This is a genomic window from Nonomuraea composti, from assembly GCF_012034275.1.
GTDB classification, from domain to species: Bacteria; Actinomycetota; Actinomycetes; order Streptosporangiales; family Streptosporangiaceae; genus Nonomuraea; species Nonomuraea composti.
Genome location: NZ_JAATEP010000054.1, coordinates 12,901 through 29,592 on the forward strand (window position 1 = coordinate 12,901; position 16,692 = coordinate 29,592).

Below are 16,692 nucleotides of genomic sequence, written 5' to 3' on the forward strand. Positions count from 1 at the left end.
GAACCCCTCTTTGCGGGATCGTTACACGCCGGTTTCCCACCCCGGCGACACCGGCCCGCGCATGGCGGGCCCGCACGAAGACGACAGGAGCGCGATGGCCGGGATCAGGGGCGGTGACGCGGTGGGGCGGTGGACTCGCGGAGCACCAGGGCCGGCGGGGTGAGGGCGGGCTCGGGCTGGGGGCCGCCGGTCAGCTCGGCCACCGCCGCGTGGAAGCAGGCCCGGCCCAGCCCGGCGAAGTCCATGCGGACGGTGGTCAGCGCGGGCGTCCAGTACGCCGACCCCGGGATGTCGTCGAACCCGACGATGCTGACGTCGCCGGGCACGTCCTTGCCCGCGTCGTACAGCGCCCTGCGCACCCCCTGCGCGATGTCGTCGTTGCCGCACAGGATCGCGGTGACGTCGGGGGAGGAGGCCAGCCGCTGCCCGGCCGCGTAGGCGGAGCCGATGTCCCACCCGCACCCGATCAGCTCGGGGATGGGCGCCCCGGCCGCCCGCAGCGCGTCGCGCCACCCGGCCAGCCGCCCGCCGGGCGCCAGGGCGGGATCGGCGCCCTCGCGCCCGCCCTCGGACGGGATGGCGACGTGGTGGACGGTGCGGTGACCGAGGTCGAGGAGGTGCTGGGTGGCGTCGGCGGCGGCGCGGCGCTCATCGAGCGCGATGGCGACCCGGCCCCGGTCGGGGGCGGCCGGCTCGGCGGCGGCCACGGCCGGCACGTGCTCGGGCAGCGCCTCCAGCACCGCGATGCCGAGCGGGTCGAACGCGATCACCACCACCCCGCCGGCGCTGGCGTCTCCGACGTAGTCGACCGTCTGCTTCACCTCGGCGGGCTCGGCCGACTCGACGACCCTGATGCCCATCGCCATCCCCTCGGCCCTGGCCGCCTCCTCCAGGCCCTGGAGCGTGGCGGCGTAGCCGTACAGGACGGTGTTGGAGGTGACCACGGTGATGCCGCGGGCGCGGCCCAGGCTGAGGGCGCGCGCGGTGCGGCTGGGGCGGAAGCCGAGGCTCTCGATCGCCGCCAGCACCGCCGTGCGGGTCTCGGGGCGCACGCGCGGGGACTCGTTCAGCACGCGCGAGACGGTCTGGTACGAGACTCCGGCGGCGGCGGCGACATCCCGGATGCTGGGCGCGGCGGCGGTACGGGGCGCGCGTCGAGGAGTCGGAGTCACGATCACATCGTAGGGCGGGCGCGCAGGGGAAGCGGAGTCACGATCACGTCGTTGGGCGAGCGCCTCGCAGGTCGGGTTTGCGGACCTTGCCGGAGGCGGTGCGTGGCAGCTCCGCGACGAGGTCGAAGTAGCGGGGGATCTTGTACTTGGCCAGCCGTTCGAGCAGGAAGCCGCGCAGCGACTCGCCGGTCACGTCCGCCCCGTCGCGGGGGATGACGAAGGCGTGCCCGACCTCGCCCCACGTGCTGTCGGGGACGCCGACCACGGCCGCCTCCGCCACGCCCGGGTGCTCGGCCAGCACGCTCTCCACCTCGGCCGGGTAGACGTTCTCGCCGCCGGAGATGAACATGTCCTTGGCGCGGTCCACGATGTAGAGGTGCCCGTCGGCGTCGCGGGTGGCGATGTCGCCGGAGCGGAACCAGCCGCCGCCGGCGAAGGCGCTCCGGGTGGCCGAGGGGTTGTTCCAGTAGCCGGGGGTGACGTTCGGGCCCTTGATGAGCACTTCGCCCGGCTCACCCGGCGCGGTGTCGGTCAGGTCGGGGCGCACCACGCGGACGTCGGCGAAGAAGACGGGCACGCCCGCCGACCCGGCCTTGCGGGCGCTCTGGCTCGGCTCCAGGAACGTGGCGCCGGGGGAGGTCTCGGTGAGGCCGTACCCCTGGCAGAAGACCAGACCGCGCTCCTGGTAGGTGCGGATGAGCGCCGGCGGCACGGGCGCGCCCCCCGCCATCAGGGTGCGCACGGACGACAGGTCGGCCCGCGCCCAGCGGGGCGAGCGGGCCAGCGCGGCGAACATCGTGGTGACGCCGAACATCCAGGTGACGCGGTGCTCGGCGATGAGGTCGTAGCAGCGGTCCACGTCCCAGGAGGGCATGATCACCGAGCGGCCGCCCTTGAGGAACGTCGGCAGCAGCGTCTGGTTCAGCGCGGCCACGTGGAAGAGCGGGGCGCTGACCAGGGTCACCTCGTCGCTGCGCAGGTCCACGCCGACGAGCATGTTGTAGCAGTTCCAGACCAGGTTGCCGTGGGTGAGGACGGCGCCCTTCGGGCGGCCGGTGGTGCCGGAGGTATAGAGGATCAGGGCCGGGTCGTCGAGGGTCACCGGCACGTCGAACGGCTCTCCTGGCTCGTCCGGCGAGAGCCAGTCCTCGTACGCGTGCTCGCCCGGCCCCGGATCGGCCAGTGCCACCACCGTGGCGGGAGCCTCCTGAAGCGCCCGGACGGCGGGGGCGCACTCCGGGGCGTAGACCAGCGTGGTCGCGCCCGAGTCGGCCAGCATGTACGCGATCTCGGGCGCGGCCAGGCGGAAGTTGAGCGGGACGAACACGGCTCCGAGCACGTGCGCGGCGAACAGCGTCTCGGCGAAGGCGACGTGGTTCGGCCCCAGGTAGGCGACCCGGTCCCCGGCCGCCACCCCGGCCCGCCGCAGCCGCGCGGCCAGCCGGGTGACGCGCTCGTGCACGTCGGCGTAGGTGAGGGCGCGCCCGCCGAAGACGAACGCCGTCCGGTCCGGGGTCATGAGGGCACGGCGGGCGGGCCAGCCGCCCAGTCCGGCGTTGCGCATGAAGTGCTCCTAGCGAGAAACGCTCCGGTCAGTTCCGGCTGCGGGTTTCGGCCGCGGCTGTGGCGGCGGAGTCGAGGTCGGTGCGGCTCGTCTCCCGCAGCGCCGCCGTGCACACCACCGTCAGCAGGCAGAACCCGGCGATGACGGCGGAGATCAGCCCCGTGCCGCCGCCCCCGGTCGACGCCTGGATCTGGGCGAACAGCAGCGGCGCCAGCCCGGCCCCGAGCCCGGCGATCTGGTAGCCGAGCGAGGCGCCGGTGTAGCGGCTGCGGGTGGCGAACAGCTCGGCGTACAGGGCGGCGAGCGGCCCGTACGTCATGGGGTGGATGATCGACTGGCCGAGCACCAGCGCGAGCGTGAGCAGCCCGACGCTGCCGGAGCCGGCCAGCGGGAAGATCGCGAACGCGTACGCGGCGGCGGCCACCGCGCCGGCCAGCACGATCGGGCGGCGGCCCACCCGGTCCGACAGCGCCGACCAGCCGACGATGCCGAGGACCGCGAGCCCCGACGACAGCGTGAGCCCGTTGAGCACCTGCTGGCGGGCGAAGCCTGCCTGCACCCCGTACGAGACGAGGAACGTGGTCAGCGTGCCCTGCAGCACGAACGGCGACAGCCCGACCCCGATGCCGAGCAGCAGCGCCTTCGGGTGGTGGCGCAGCACGTCCAGCAGCGGCGCCGAGCGCGGCGCGGGGTCCGACGACGCGGCCGAGGCGAACACCGGCGTCTCCTCGACCCTGGCCCGCACGAACAGGCCGATCGCCAGCAGCACGATGCTCAGCAGGAACGGGATGCGCCACCCCCAGCTCAGGAACGCCTGCTCGTCCATGAGCGCGGCGCTGCCGTTGAGCGCGGCCGTGGACAGCAGCATGCCGAACGGCGCTCCGGCGTTGGTGAAGCTGGCCCACAGGCCGCGGCGCCCGCGGGCGTGCTCGGCGGACATGAGCACCGCGCCGCCCCACTCGCCGCCGACCGCGATGCCCTGCACCACGCGCAGCAGCACCAGCGCGACCGGCGCGAGCGTGCCGAGCTGGTCGTACGTCGGGAGCACGCCGATCAGGGTGCTGGCCACGCCCATGAGCGTCATGGTGAGGACCAGCATCCGCTTGCGGCCGAGCCGGTCGCCGAAGTGGCCGAAGATGACGCCGCCGAGCGGCCTGGCCAGGTAGCCGGTGGCGAACGTGCCGAGGCTGGCGACGGTGGCGGCCAGCGGGTCGAGGTCGGAGAAGAAGACCTTGCCGAAGACGAGGGCGGAGGCGGTGGCGTACAGGAGGAAGTCGTAGTACTCGATGACGCTGCCGAGGAAGCTGGAGGCCACGGCGCGGCGGAGCTGGGTGGGGTTGGACATGCGTGATCCCGTTCGTGGGGGGTGTGGAAGGGAGTCAGGCGCTGCGGGAACCGGACGGTGGGGGGTCGGGCGGTGGGGTCAGGCGTAGTGGCGGTAGATGGCGCGGGCGACGCAGGCCGGCTTGGGCTCGCCGTCGATCTCGATGGTGAAGTCCATGTGCATCTGGACGCCGTCGCCCGGCACGTCCTCGACCTCGGCGACCCGGCCGGCCAGGCGGATCTTGGCGCCGACCTTGACGGGGGCGGGGAAGCGCACCTTGTCCAGGCCGTAGTTGATGCTCATCCGCACGCCCTGGATCTCCAGCAGCTCGTTGAAGAGCGGGATGACCAGGGCGAGCGTGAGGTAGCCGTGCGCGATCGTGCCGCCGAACGGCCCCTGCGCGGCCCTGACGGGGTCGGTGTGGATCCACTGGTGGTCGTTCGTGGCGTCGGCGAAGGTGTCGACCCGGTCCTGGCCGATCTCCAGCCAGCCGGTGTGGCCGAGGTCCTGGCCGGCCAGGGCCTTGATCCCGGCCAGGCCGTTCGCGGTGGTGGTCATGCGGCGCTCTCCTTGAGTCCGAGCAGGCGGGCGGCGTTGTCCTTGAGGATCTTGGGGCGTACCTCGGGCTTGATGTCGAGGGCGGCGAAGTCCTTGAGCCAGCGGTCGGGGGTGATCACGGGGTAGTCGGAGCCGAACAGCACCTTGTCCTTGAGCAGGGTGTTGGCGTAGCGGACGAGCTGGGGCGGGAAGTACTTCGGCGACCAGCCCGACAGGTCGATGTACACGGACGGCTTGTGGGTGGCGACGGCCAGGGCCTCGTCCTGCCAGGGGAACGACGGGTGCGCCAGGATGATCTTCATGTGCGGGAAGTCCACGGCCACGTCGTCCACCAGCATCGGGTTGGAGTGCCGCAGCCGCACCCCGGCCCCGCCGGGCACGCCCGCGCCGATGCCGGTCTGCCCGGTGTGGAACAACGCGATCGCGCCCAGCTCCTCGATCGCCTCGTACAGCGGGTAGGCGAGCCGGTCGTTCGGGTCGAAGCCCTGGATGCTGGGGTGGAACTTGAACCCGCGCACCCCGTACTCCTCGACCAGGCGGCGCGCCTCCCTGACGCCGGCGCGGCCCTTGTGCGGGTCGATGCTGCCGAACGGGATCAGCACGTCGGCGTGCGCGGCGCAGCTCTCGGCGATCTCCTCGTTGGCGATGCGCGGGTGGCCGGTGGCGTGCTCGGCGTCCACGGTGAACACCACCGCCGCGATGCGGCGCTCGCGGTAGTACGCGGCCATCTGGTCGATGGTGGGGCGCTCGTGCGAGCCGAAGTACTCCGCCGACGCGCCGAACAGCTCGGGGCTGAGCGAGGTGTGGCCGTCCTTGGAGATCTCGGCGTGCGTGTGCACGTCGATCGCGACGAGCTCCTCGACGTTCATCGCGGCGTTCATCACGGCGTTCATCACGGGGCCTTCTCGGCGGGGACCTTCGGGGCGGGGATCCCGTACGTCTCCGGCTCGAAGCCCTTGTACGCCTCGGCGATCGCGTCGGCGCTCCAGCCGCCGTCGGCGTAGGTGACGGCCTTCTCCTGCGGGTGCGACCAGAGGGCGAGCCGGTCTCCGCCGATCCCGATGGCCTGGCCGGTCACCTCCGCGGACGCGTCGGAGGCCAGGTAGACGATCAGCCCGGCCACGTCCTCGACCGTGCCCATGCCCTCGTCCCTGCGCAGCCAGGCGGGCAGCGGCGCGCCGGTGCGCTCGGCCTCCTCCAGGTACGGGGCGAAGGCGGGAATGGTCTTGGTCATCTCGGTGGCGGCCACCGGCACCACCGCGTTGACCGTGATGCCGGCCCTGGCCAGCTCCATCGCCCATGTGCGGGCCATCGCGACGATCCCGGCCTTGGCGGCGGCGTAGTTCGTCTGGCCGAAGTTGCCGCGCTGGCCGGCGGGGGAGGAGATGAGGATCAGCCGCCCGCCCTCGCCCTGCTCGCGCATCCGGGTGGCCGCGGCCCTGGCGCAGGTGAACGTGCCGCGCAGGTGGACGTCGATGACCGTGTCGAAGTCGTCGTCGGACATCTTCCACAGCACCCGGTCACGCAGCACGCCCGCGTTGGTGACCAGGACGTCCAGCCGCCCGAACTCCTCGACCGCGGTGGCCACCAGCCGGTCGGCGACCTCCGACCCGCCGACCGCCCCCGGGGCCGCCACCGCCCGGCCGCCCGCCTCACGGATGCCCCCGGCCACGCTCTCGGCGGCCTCGGCGGTCACGTCGTTGACGACGACCGCCGCCCCGGCGGCGGCCAGCGCCTCGGCGTAGGCCCGGCCGAGCCCGCGCCCGGCACCGGTCACCACAGCCACTTTTCCTGACAAATCCATACACGTCACCTCGCGTCGCGAAACGTTGGGCAAACTTGCGACCCGCGTCAAAGTTTTGCCCAATATCTCGAATCCGTCTACCCTCGGCTTGTGACTTTCCGCGACGGGGACGACCCGCCCCACGCTCCGGCCACGCGACCCCAGTCGCTGATGTTCAGCTTCCTCGGCGTCCACGTGCTCGGCCGCGACGTCGCCGTGTACTCCGGCAGCATCATCGACGTGTTCGCCCGCCTCGGCGTGACCGAGGAGGCCGTGCGCTCCACGCTCACCCGCATGGCCAAACGCGGGCTGCTGGCCCGGCACCGCTCCGGGCGCAAGACGTACTTCGCGCTCACCCCGCACGCCACCTCCGTCCTGGAGGACGGGCGGCACCGCATGTGGGAGACCGGCGCCGTCAACCGCGACTGGGACGGCGCCTGGACCATGGTCGGCTTCTCCCTGCCCGACGACCGCCGCGCCACCCGCCACGACCTGCGCTCCCAGCTCGTCTGGGCCGGGTTCGGGCCGCTGCAGAGCGGCATGTGGATCGCGCCCGGCGTCAAGGACGTGCGCGCCATCGTCGCCGGGCTCGGGCTGCGCGACCACGTCACCGTGCTCACCGCCCGCGCCGCCGCGCCCACCGAGACCGCCGACCTCGTCCGCAAGGCGTTCGACACCGAGCAGATCGCCGCCCGCTACCACGCCTTCCTCGACCGCTGGGACACCCCCGACCCGCAGCCCACCCTCCCCGACGACCTGGCCCGCCAGCTCCTCCTGCACACCGACTGGCTGCAACTCGTCCGCCAGGACCCGCACCTGCCCGCCGAGCACCTGCCGCCCGACTGGCCCGCCATCCGCGCCGAACAGGTCACCCGCACCCTCGCCGACGCCTACGACCGCCCCGCCCGCGACCTGGCCGCCAAGCTCCTCGACGAGCTCCCCCTCGGCCCTTGATCGCCTGGAGGGGGCGTGAGCAGCGCGAACGGGGGCAGGAGGCGGTCATGACACCATCTCCGGACCCGCACCAGCCGGACCTGCCGCCGACCCCGCGCCCCACCGTCGGGCCTCGGCCACCTTCGCCCCCGTCCTCTCCGGACGGTGGCGCCAGTGGTGACGGCGGCCCGCCCGCCGAATCGGCCCTCGAAACCGAGATCGGCCGCGTCAAGGAGCCCGCGCGGCTGCTGCGCGTCAGCACCATGGCCCGCTCCCTGCTCGACGAGGCCCGCGGCCTGACCCTGGACGAGCACGCCCGCGACGCGCTGCAGCACATCCACACGCGCGTCGTCGAGGAGATCGGCGACTCGGTCGCCCCCGAGCTCCGCGACGAGCTGCACCGCCTCCTGCCCTCCACCTCGGAAACCCTCACCCAGTCGGAGATCCGGATCGCGCAGAGCCAGCTCGTGGGCTGGCTGGAAGGCGTCTTCCAGGGCATCCGCGTCGGCCTCACGCTCCAGCAGGCCGCCCCGCCGAGCCTGCCCCGCCCGCCCGCTCCGGGCCCGGGTGCCGGCCCCTACCTCTGACGCCGCCTCAGAGGACGCGCCCGCCGAATCAGGTGCAGGCGCAGCGGTGGGTGGCCTCGACGAGCCGCCGGACGCGGTCGTCCCCGCCGGTGATGAGCTCGGTCATCCTGTTGGGCACGTAGGCGAACCCCAGCTCGTGATCCGGGTCGGCGTAGGCGAACACCCCGGTGACCCCCGGATGCCCGAACGCGGTGGGCGAGCATTCCCCCGGCCACATCGGCCCGCCCGGCAGCATGAACCCCCGCCCGTACGACGTGCGGCAGCGCAGCACCAGGTCCATCCCGCTGGCCTCGACGGTGCGGGCGCGGTCGGCGGTCTCCGGGCGCAGGAGGCGGATGCCGTCGACGTCGCCGACGAGCGCGGCGTACATGCGGGCGAGCCCCGCCGCGTTGCCGGCCCCGCCACAGGACGGGATGCCCGCCTGCGGCAGGCTCGCGGCGGCGAGTGGGTTGCCGGCCAGGGCGATGCTGCCGAACGTCGAGCGGTGGAAGAGGGACGCGGGGTCGCAGATGGCCTGGTTGAGGTCGGCCAGCTCGGGGTTGGCGCGCCCCTGGAGGAGCTGCTCCGCGGTGGGCGGTACGAGGTCCGCCAGCCGCCGTTCCCGGGCGTCGGGCAGGCCGATGTGCAGGTCGAGACCCAGCGGGCCGGCGATCTCCTTGGCGAAGAAGCGCTGCACCGACATCCCCGTGACCCGCTGCACGACCTCGCCGACCAGCCACCCCATGGTCAGGCAGTGGTACCCGTGCGCCCGCCCCGGCTGCCACGCCGGCACGGCGGCGGCCAGCGCCTCGCTCACCGCCGTGCCCCCTTCGAGGTCCAGCAGGGTCAGCGGCGGGTCGACGGTGACGACGCCCGACCGGTGGCCGAGCACCCACCGCAGCGGGATGTCCGCCTTGCCGCCCGCCGCGAACTCCGGCCAGTACGCCGCGATCGGCGTGTCCAGGTCGAGCAGCCCGCGGTCGACCAGCAGCATCGCGGCGGCGGCCACCAACCCCTTGGTGGCCGAGGCGAGGAGCGTGATCGTGTCCCGCTCCCAGGCGGTGTCCGCGCCGGCCCGGCCGCCCCACAGGTCGACGACGGCCCGCCCCCGCTGGTAGACGGTCACCGACGCGCCCAGCTCCCGCCCTTCGTCGAAGTTGCGTTGGAACGCCTCCCGCACCGCGTCGAACCTGGGCTCGCACCACCCGTGGATCTCGCTCAACGCCCCCTCCTCCCGGCCCTCAGGGCTGTCCCGAAACGTGGGGGGTCGAGGAGGGGTTGGTGGCTCGGGGCCGCCGATGTGGTGCCTCCCGACTACCCGGCCGGCCCGGCCCGAAACCGCCCGCACGGGGCGCTGATCTGCGCGGACGGCGTGATGGTGGCGGGAGTGAGCGGTGTGGTCACGGCTTCCAGGGCAGGGCCCGGCCGAACCGGACGAGCTGCCCGTAGTGGCCGGGATCGACCGGGCCGAGGGCCAGGTCGAGGAGGGGGACGGCGGCCTCGGCGGGGGAGGCGGCCGTGGAGACGTCCCACCAGAGGGCCGAGGTCGGCGTGTTGATCATGCCGGGGCAGACCGCGGCGAGCAGGATGCCGCGCCGCAGGTCGTCGCGGCGCTGGGCGGCGAGGGCGCGGACGGCGGCCACCTGGGCGATCTTGGACGGGATGTTGATGAAGGCGGGCCAGGCGCTCGCGGCGGCGCTGCCGTCCAGGACGGCGTCGCGCCAGGCGGCCACCTGCTTGTCCACCTCGTCCAGCGAGGAGAGCCCGTCGAAGCGGTCGTGCAGCACGGGCGCCAGGTGGCGGAGTGTGCCGAGCGAGCTGGCCACCACGAGGAAACGCCCGCCGTCGCGCAGCAGCGGCGTGAACGCGCGCATCAACCGGGTCGTGCCGAAGTTGTTGACCTGCGTGTACGCGTCCATCAGGGCACGCGGGTCGTCGTCCGGCCCGATGCGCATCACGGCGTTGCCGAAGACGATGTCCACGCCGCCGTGCCGTTCCTCGACGAGGCGGGCCAAGCGGGTGGCGGCGTCGGGGTCGGCGACGTCGAGAAGCTCGCCGCGGACCTGGGCGCTCGTCGCGGGCAGGCCCGCGACGGCCCGGGCGACGCGGCCGGCGTCGCGGCCGGTCAGGTAAACGGTGTCGGCCGGGCTCAAACGGCTGGCCAGGCCCTCCACCAGGGCGAGGCCCAGCCCTTGGGTGGCGCCGGTCACGAGGGCGATGCGGGGTCGGTTCGTCATGGAAACGACGCTAGGACCGGCCGAGGGCATGCGTCCAACGAGAGATGCTCATCTGTGGTATGCGTAAGTGTCATGGCCTTCTCCGACGCCTCGCTCACCGCGCTCCGGGTCTTCCGCGAGGTCGCGGAGCGCGGCACGCTCACCGCCGCGGCCACCGCGCTCGGCTACACGCAGTCGGCCGTCTCCCGCCAGATCGCCTCACTCGAACGCGCCGCGGGCGCCGCCCTCCTGGAGCGCAGGCACGACGGCGTCCGGCTCACCCCGGCCGGGCGGATCGTGCTGCGCCGCGCCGCCGCCGTCGTGGACCAGGTGGACGCGGGCGCGCGCGAGCTGGCCGGGCTGCCCGGCGAGCCCGGCACGGTGCGGCTCGGCTGGTTCGCCAGCGCGGGCGCCCACGTCGTGCCCCGGGCGCTGGCCGCGCTGCGGGCCGAGCATCCCGCCATCACCGTCAACACCCGCGAAGGGCTCACGCCGGTGCTGGTCCGGGCGCTGCGGGCGGGCACGCTGGATCTCGCGCTGATCAGCTCCGCGCCGCCGTTCCGGCCGCCCGACACCGAGACGCCGGCGCTGGAGGTCGAGACGCTCACCGAGCGGGGCCTGCGCGTGGCCGTGCCGGCCGGCCATCCGCTCGCCCGCGGCGACTACGTCGACGTCGCCGACCTGCACGGGCAGCGCTGGATCGCCGGGCCGGGGCGCTGGGCGGGCGGCGGCGCCGGCGACAGCACGGGGATGGGCGCCTGGCCCGGCCTCGACGAGCGGCCCGAGATCGCGCACTCCGCCCGCGACTGGCTGGCCAAGCTCTGCCTCGTCGCCGCCGGCTGCGGCCTGACGACCGTGCCCGCCATGCTGGAGGCCGCCGTCCCGCCGGGCGTGCGCGTCCTGCCGGTCCGCGGCGGCCCCCAGGAGCAGCGGCGCCTCCTCCTGGCCAGGAGGCCGGGCCCGATGCCCGAGGCGGCCGCCTGCGTGGCACGAGCGCTCCGCCAGGCGGTCCTGGCCACGGGCGCGACTCTCACGTCGCCCTGACCGCGAGGGCGCGGGGTGTCACGCCCCCTGACCGCGCGGGCGCGGGTCTTTACGCCCCCCTTGACCTCGGCCGTGGGTGTCACGCCCCCTTGACCGCGTACGTGACGAGCGTCGTGAGCACGTCCTTGACCGAGGCGCGCCGGCGCACGTCGCACATCACGATCGGGATGTGCTCGGCCAGCCCGAGCGCCCGCCGCACCTTGCCCGGCTCGTACCGGCGGGCCCCGTCGAAGCAGTTCACCCCCACCACGAACGGGATCCCACGCTGCTCGAAGTAGTCCACCGCCGGGAAGCAGTCCTGGAGGCGGCGGGTGTCGGCGAGCACGACGGCGCCGAGCGCGCCCAGCGCCAGCTCGTCCCACATGAACCAGAACCGGTCCTGCCCGGGCGTGCCGAACAGGTACAGCCACAACCCGTCGCGGATGGTGATGCGGCCGAAGTCCAGCGCCACGGTGGTGGTGGTCTTGGACTCCACGCCGGAGGTGTCGTCCACGCCGATGCCGCGGTCGCTCAGCAGCTCCTCGGTGTGCAGGGGACGGATCTCGCTGATCGTGCCGACCATGGTCGTCTTGCCGACCCCGAAACCGCCCGCGATGAGGATCTTGATGGCCAGGGCCGACGGGGCCCGGGTCGTACCCGGCTCAGAGACTGCGTAGCCCATCCAGCACTTCCCTGTAGATGCGTTCGTCGATCGTCTGCGCGACGGGGCGCGGGCGCTCGATGCTGATCAGGCCGTCCCGCCGCAGATCGCCGAGGATCACGCGGGTGATGTTGATCGGCAGCCTGAGGTGTGCCGCGACGTCGGCCACCGGGGTCGGCCTGCGGCACAGCGAGAGCACGGCGCGATGCTCGGGGAGCAGGTCCGCGGGCTGGGGCAGGTCGCCGACCGTGACCACGATGGCCACCAGGTCGAACGACTCGCCCTGCGGACGCGCCCGGCCCCCGGTCAGCCCGTACAGCCGGATCAGGGGCCCGGGATCCTCCCCTGTCACGGTCTCGCGCCGTTCCAGGCGGGTGCCGGTGCCGCTCCCCTCGGATGCGCGGACAGGTGCTCACCGACCCGCTTGACCATCAGCGCCATCTCGTACGTCACCATGCCCAGCTCGGCGTCGGCCGTGGCCAGCACGGCCAGCCGGGCCCCCTGCCCGGCGGCGGTGACGAACAGGAAGCCCTCCTCCATCTCGATGATCGTCTGCCGTACGCCGCCGAGCCCGAAGTGCCGGCCGGCCCCCATGGCGAGGCTGTGGCTGCCGGCGGAGATGGCGGACAGGTGCTCGGCGTCCTCCCGGGTCAGGCCGCGGGAGCTGCCCATCGACAGCCCGTCGGCGGACAGCACGATGGCGTGCCGGATGCCGGGTACGCGCTGGATGAGGTCGTCGAGCAGCCAGCTCAGTTCACTTCTGGGGTCAGGCATCGGGTCGATCGTCCTTTCGATTCCACATGTCGGGCTCCTGCTTCGCCTGCTGGCGCCCTTCCTGCCAGCCGCGTTGCATGGACGACATGAGCTGTGCGAGCTCTTCGGGCGAGCGTCCGGCGGCTCCCCGCCGCTCCGGCCGCGCGTCCACGCGCAGCTGGGGGGCGAGGCTGGCCTGCGGGATCCGCATCGGCAGCCCGTCGAGATCCTCGTCCGCCTCCTGGGGAGGCACGGTGACACTCCAGCCGGCGGGCGGCCCGGAGGTCGTGGCGGGGCGGGGCGGGGCCCCGTTCCCGAAAGCGTTGTGCGCCGGCTCGCCCTCCCGGCGGCTCTCCGCCGCCGGGGCGGGGAAGGCCGAGGAAGTGGGGAAGGATCCGGAAGCCGGCGAGGAGGCCGGGGAAGCGGGGAAGGATCCGGAAGCCGGCGAGGAGGCCGGGGAAGCGGGGAAGGCCCCGGAAGCCGGCGAGGCCGCCGGGCCCGCCTGGTCCGGCGTCGGCTCCCGCCTGGGCTCCGGCGCGGGCTCCGACATGAAGTCCGGGACGAAGTCGGGCATGGACCCCGTCGTGAAGTCCGGCATGAACTCCGGCATCGGCGATGAGTCCGTCCTGTTCTGCGCGGGGTCGGGCTCGAACCAGGTGCCGCGGACGGGCCGGGTCGACCGCCCGTTGACGCCCTCGTGTCCACCCGCGGGCTCGGCCGACGGCCCCGCCGTGAGCGCCAGCGGCTCGGCATCGGCGAGCAGGCTGGCGGGCAGCAGCACGATCGCGGTGGTCCCGTCGTACGGCGACCGCCGCAGCATGATCTTGATCCCGTGCCGGGCGGCGAGCCGCGCCACCACGAACAGCCCGAGCCGGTCACTGTCGGCCAGGTCGAACTCGGGCACGTCGGCCAGCCGGTCGTTCAGCTCGCGCAGGGTGGCGTCGTTGAGGCCGAGCCCGCGGTCCTCGACCTCCAGCGCCATCCCGTTGGCCGCGGTGACGCCGCGCACCTGCACGGTCGTGTTGGGCGGGGAGAACACGGTGGCGTTCTCCACCAGCTCGGCGACCAGGTGGATCACGTCGGTGACGGCGGCGCCGACGAGCAGCGGGGCGTGCGGCATGGGGGCGACCGTCACGCGGGTGTAGTCCTCGACCTCCAGCACCGCCGCCCGTACGACGTCGAACAGCGGCACCGGGTCGCGCCAGCGGCGCGCGGGGGAGGAGCCGGACAGGATGATGAGGTTCTCCGCGTGCCGGCGCATGCGGGTGGTGAGGTGGTCGAGCTTGAACAGGTCCTCCAGGACCTCGGGCTCGTCGGCGCGCCGCTCCATGGTGTCGAGCAGCGCGAGCTGGCGGTGCAGCAGCGCCTGGTTGCGCCGGGCGAGGTTGAGGAAGACCTGGCCGACGCCCTTGCGCAGGGCCGCCTGGCCGACGGCGGCCTCGACGGCGGTGCGGCGTACGGCGGAGAAGGCGTGCACGACGCGGTCCACCTCGGCGGTCTCGGCCCGGTCGAGGCCGGGGGCCTCGGTGGCCGGGTCGACGTCGTCGCCGCGGCGCAGCCGCTCGACGAGGCGGGGCAGCCGCTGCTCGGCCAGCTCGACGGCCGAGCCCTGCAGCCGCCGCAGCTCGGCGATGAGCGACTGGCCGAACCGGTAGGACAGCCACACGGACAGGATCACCAGGGCCAGGCCGAGCAGCAGCACGACCCCGATCCGCCAGTACGCGGCCGTCTTCTGCGCCTCGCCGGAGGCCGCCGCGCGGACCAGCTCGGCCTGGGTGTCGCGGTTGATCTGGGCGAGCACGGTCTCGGCGTCGCCGCGCCAGGCGGAGGCGGACACGGGGGGCGGCCCGCCGGTGTCGTAGGAGAACAGCTCATCCTCGACCGCCACGACCCGCTTGTAGGCGGTGCTCGCCACGAGCCGGTCGTAGGCGGCGCGCAGCTCGGGGCTGGCGTCCCGCTCGGCGTTGGCCAGGACGAGCCGGCGGGCCGTCATGGCGGCGACGAACGCGGCGCGGTCGGTCGGGGTCATGTTGCGGTGCACGAGCGTGGTGGTGAGCACGGCGTGCTCGCGCCACAGGTACTCGGCCGAGGTGCTGTAGGCGGTCATGCCGCGTACCGTCTGGTAGGCGGTGGCGTCGCTCATCGCGTCGCGGTCGATGAACTGCTGGTTGGCCACGGCGATCAGGTTGTTGTACGCCTCGATGATCGTCAGCGCGGGCGCCAGCACGCCGCCGTCGGCGGAGGCGCGCAGCGACTGCAGCCCGTCGAGGGCCTGCACCATCGCCTGCACCTGGGCCGGGGCCTCGTTGACGGCGTCGGCGTCGACGCTCGCGATGATCTCCCGCAGGCGCCTGACCTGGTTGTCGGTGACCCGCCGCTGCTCGATCAGCGGCTTGTACGCGGCGGTGCTGCCCGGCGCCTCCGCCGAGAGCTGCCGCTCCTTCTGCAGCTCGACGATCAGCTGCAGCACGGGTGCGCCGATGGACTCCCACCGGTTCTGGATCTGCGAGACGGTGGCGATCTCATCCACGCTGGAGTACGCGATGAACCCCCAGAGGGCCACCATGGAGACCAGCGGAAGCAGGAGGATCCTGAGCAGCTTGGTGCGAAGAGGCGGGGGGGAACTCATCGGTCAATGTCCAATTCCGCGCGTGGTGTGCGCGCCCGGGCAGTCGTGATCTTGCTACCGCCCCCCGAGGTTGCCCGCCACGACTGGGTGCGCCTGTGGTCCGTCCACTATGCCGATGGGGCAGTTGGACTTCAAGGTACGGATGCGAAGAAACCTCCCGAAAGTAATGTTGACTCTTTGTCAGCACACGGTTCGTGACGGTGATCGTGATGCGTTCACCATATGTAGTCAGACAAAAGCCAATTACTTAGACAAATGCCCCCATTCCGGTCACCGCGCGCCCGACGATCAGCGTGTTGATTTCCCGGGTGCCCTCGTAGGAGTAAATCGCCTCGGCGTCGGCCACGAACCGCGCGATGTCGTACTCCAGGATGATCCCGTTCCCGGCGAGCAACTCGCGCGCCCACCCGACCACCTCCCGCATCCGGCTCGTGCAGTACGCCTTCGCCAGCGCCGAGTGCTCGTCGCGGAAGACGTCGTCGTCCTGGAGCTGCGCCAGGCGCACCACCATGCCGAGGCAGGCCGTCGTGTTCCCCAGCATCCGGACCAGGAGATCCTGGACGAGCTGGAACTTGGCGATGGGCCGCCCGAACTGCTCGCGCTCCTTGGCGTAGCGCAGCGCGATCTCGTACGCGGCGAGCATGATCCCCACCGCCTGCCAGGCCACGCCGCTGCGGGTCCTGCGCAGGATCCGCGCCGTGTCGCGGAACGAGCCCGCCTCCTGCAACCGGTTGCCCTCCGGAACGCGGCAGCCCGACAGCGTGATGTCCGCGTTCTGCACCGTGCGGAGCGCCATCTTGTTCTCGATCTTCGTCGCGGTGAAGCCGGGCGTGCCCTTCTCCACCACGAACCCCTTGACGTGCCCGTCCGCCACGTCCCTCGCCCACACCACGACCAGGTCCGCGAACGTGCCGTTGCCGATCCACCGCTTCGCGCCGTCCAGCACCCACACGTCGCCCTCGCGCCTGGCCGTCGTCCGCATCCCGCCCGACACGTCCGGGCCGCCCGTCGGCTCCGTCAGCGCGAACGCGCCGATCCGCTCCATCCTGCTCATCGCCGGCAGCCAGCGCTCCCGCTGCTCCGCCGACCCGCACGCCGCGATGCTGCCCATGGCCAGGCCGGTGTGCACCCCGAAGAACGTCGCCATCGACGGGTCGGCCCGCGCCATCTCCAGCGCCAGGAACCCGCTGAGCAGGCCACTCGGCTTCGGGCCCGGGCACTCGGGATAGGCCAGCCCGGCGATGCCCAGCTCCGCGTACTCCTTCACCAGATCGACGGGGAACTCCGCGCGCACCCAGCACTCGTTCGCGATGGGCACGACCTTCTCCTTCAGGAACGCGCGCACCCGCAGCAGCGTCCCGCGCTCCTCCTCGGACAGCAGGCTCTCGAACCCGTACAGATCTCCGGTCAGCAGCTCAGACATGGCGGGACAGCTACCCGGGGCGCGCCCCGTGACACGAAGCGTGGTGATCGGCCGCGAGCGCGCCCGCACCGCACCCGCCCGCCCGCG

16 protein-coding genes are annotated in these 16,692 nt (G+C 73.2%); 3 read left to right on the forward strand and 13 right to left on the reverse strand.

Annotated elements, in window-relative coordinates:
* Positions 1-104 precede the first annotated feature (104 nt).
* The 6 genes from HCN51_RS46190 to HCN51_RS46215 form a co-directional block, all read right to left on the reverse strand.
* Positions 105-1,172: a substrate-binding domain-containing protein gene (locus tag HCN51_RS46190; RefSeq protein ID WP_168018274.1), complete on the reverse strand. Its 1,068-nt coding sequence runs from the start codon at positions 1,170-1,172 to the stop codon at positions 105-107.
* A gap of 43 nt (positions 1,173-1,215) precedes the next feature.
* A complete protein-coding gene (locus HCN51_RS46195; RefSeq protein WP_168018275.1) occupies positions 1,216-2,736 on the reverse strand; it encodes an acyl-CoA synthetase in 1,521 nt (506 codons plus the stop codon).
* A 28-nt stretch (positions 2,737-2,764) separates the two neighbouring features.
* Positions 2,765-4,081, reverse strand: coding sequence for an MFS transporter (locus tag HCN51_RS46200; protein ID WP_168018276.1), 1,317 nt, complete (start codon positions 4,079-4,081; stop codon positions 2,765-2,767).
* A gap of 78 nt (positions 4,082-4,159) precedes the next feature.
* Complete coding sequence (locus HCN51_RS46205) at positions 4,160-4,618, reverse strand: MaoC family dehydratase (protein WP_168018277.1); 459 nt, start codon at positions 4,616-4,618, stop codon at positions 4,160-4,162.
* Positions 4,615-5,511 (reverse strand): amidohydrolase family protein, encoded by an 897-nt coding sequence (locus HCN51_RS46210; RefSeq protein ID WP_277350259.1) that lies wholly within the window; start codon positions 5,509-5,511, stop codon positions 4,615-4,617. Before HCN51_RS46210 ends, HCN51_RS46205 begins: the two co-directional genes overlap by 4 nt.
* Positions 5,511-6,404: an SDR family NAD(P)-dependent oxidoreductase gene (locus HCN51_RS46215; RefSeq protein ID WP_346434031.1), complete on the reverse strand. Its 894-nt coding sequence runs from the start codon at positions 6,402-6,404 to the stop codon at positions 5,511-5,513. Before HCN51_RS46215 ends, HCN51_RS46210 begins: the two co-directional genes overlap by 1 nt.
* Positions 6,405-6,512: 108 nt before the next feature.
* Between HCN51_RS46215 and HCN51_RS46220 the strand changes: the two genes are divergently transcribed.
* Together HCN51_RS46220 and HCN51_RS46225 are read left to right on the forward strand one after the other, a co-directional pair.
* Entirely contained in the window at positions 6,513-7,355 is an 843-nt protein-coding gene (locus HCN51_RS46220) for a PaaX family transcriptional regulator (RefSeq protein WP_230465447.1), read from the forward strand.
* Between the two features lie 47 nt (positions 7,356-7,402).
* Positions 7,403-7,921 (forward strand): proteasome activator, encoded by a 519-nt coding sequence (locus HCN51_RS46225; protein ID WP_168018279.1) that lies wholly within the window; start codon positions 7,403-7,405, stop codon positions 7,919-7,921.
* 28 nt (positions 7,922-7,949) lie between these two features.
* On the opposite strand, the gene HCN51_RS46230 is transcribed toward HCN51_RS46225, so the two are convergent.
* Together HCN51_RS46230 and HCN51_RS46235 are read right to left on the reverse strand one after the other, a co-directional pair.
* Complete coding sequence (locus HCN51_RS46230; protein ID WP_168018280.1) at positions 7,950-9,122, reverse strand: serine hydrolase domain-containing protein; 1,173 nt, start codon at positions 9,120-9,122, stop codon at positions 7,950-7,952.
* A 178-nt stretch (positions 9,123-9,300) separates the two neighbouring features.
* Positions 9,301-10,137: an SDR family NAD(P)-dependent oxidoreductase gene (locus HCN51_RS46235; RefSeq protein ID WP_168018281.1), complete on the reverse strand. Its 837-nt coding sequence runs from the start codon at positions 10,135-10,137 to the stop codon at positions 9,301-9,303.
* A gap of 72 nt (positions 10,138-10,209) precedes the next feature.
* On the opposite strand from HCN51_RS46235, the gene HCN51_RS46240 reads away from it, so the two are divergent.
* Complete coding sequence (locus HCN51_RS46240) at positions 10,210-11,160, forward strand: LysR family transcriptional regulator (protein ID WP_168018282.1); 951 nt, start codon at positions 10,210-10,212, stop codon at positions 11,158-11,160.
* Between the two features lie 79 nt (positions 11,161-11,239).
* On the opposite strand, the gene HCN51_RS46245 is transcribed toward HCN51_RS46240, so the two are convergent.
* From HCN51_RS46245 to HCN51_RS46265, 5 genes are all read right to left on the reverse strand, one after another.
* Positions 11,240-11,821 (reverse strand): GTP-binding protein, encoded by a 582-nt coding sequence (locus HCN51_RS46245; protein WP_168018283.1) that lies wholly within the window; start codon positions 11,819-11,821, stop codon positions 11,240-11,242.
* Positions 11,802-12,152: a DUF742 domain-containing protein gene (locus HCN51_RS46250; RefSeq protein WP_346434032.1), complete on the reverse strand. Its 351-nt coding sequence runs from the start codon at positions 12,150-12,152 to the stop codon at positions 11,802-11,804. Before HCN51_RS46250 ends, HCN51_RS46245 begins: the two co-directional genes overlap by 20 nt.
* Positions 12,149-12,574 (reverse strand): roadblock/LC7 domain-containing protein, encoded by a 426-nt coding sequence (locus tag HCN51_RS46255; protein ID WP_080041457.1) that lies wholly within the window; start codon positions 12,572-12,574, stop codon positions 12,149-12,151. Before HCN51_RS46255 ends, HCN51_RS46250 begins: the two co-directional genes overlap by 4 nt.
* Positions 12,567-15,182 (reverse strand): sensor histidine kinase, encoded by a 2,616-nt coding sequence (locus tag HCN51_RS46260; protein WP_168018284.1) that lies wholly within the window; start codon positions 15,180-15,182, stop codon positions 12,567-12,569. Before HCN51_RS46260 ends, HCN51_RS46255 begins: the two co-directional genes overlap by 8 nt.
* A gap of 247 nt (positions 15,183-15,429) precedes the next feature.
* A complete protein-coding gene (locus tag HCN51_RS46265) occupies positions 15,430-16,605 on the reverse strand; it encodes an acyl-CoA dehydrogenase family protein (protein WP_168018285.1) in 1,176 nt (391 codons plus the stop codon).
* Between the last annotated feature and the right edge of the window lie 87 nt (positions 16,606-16,692).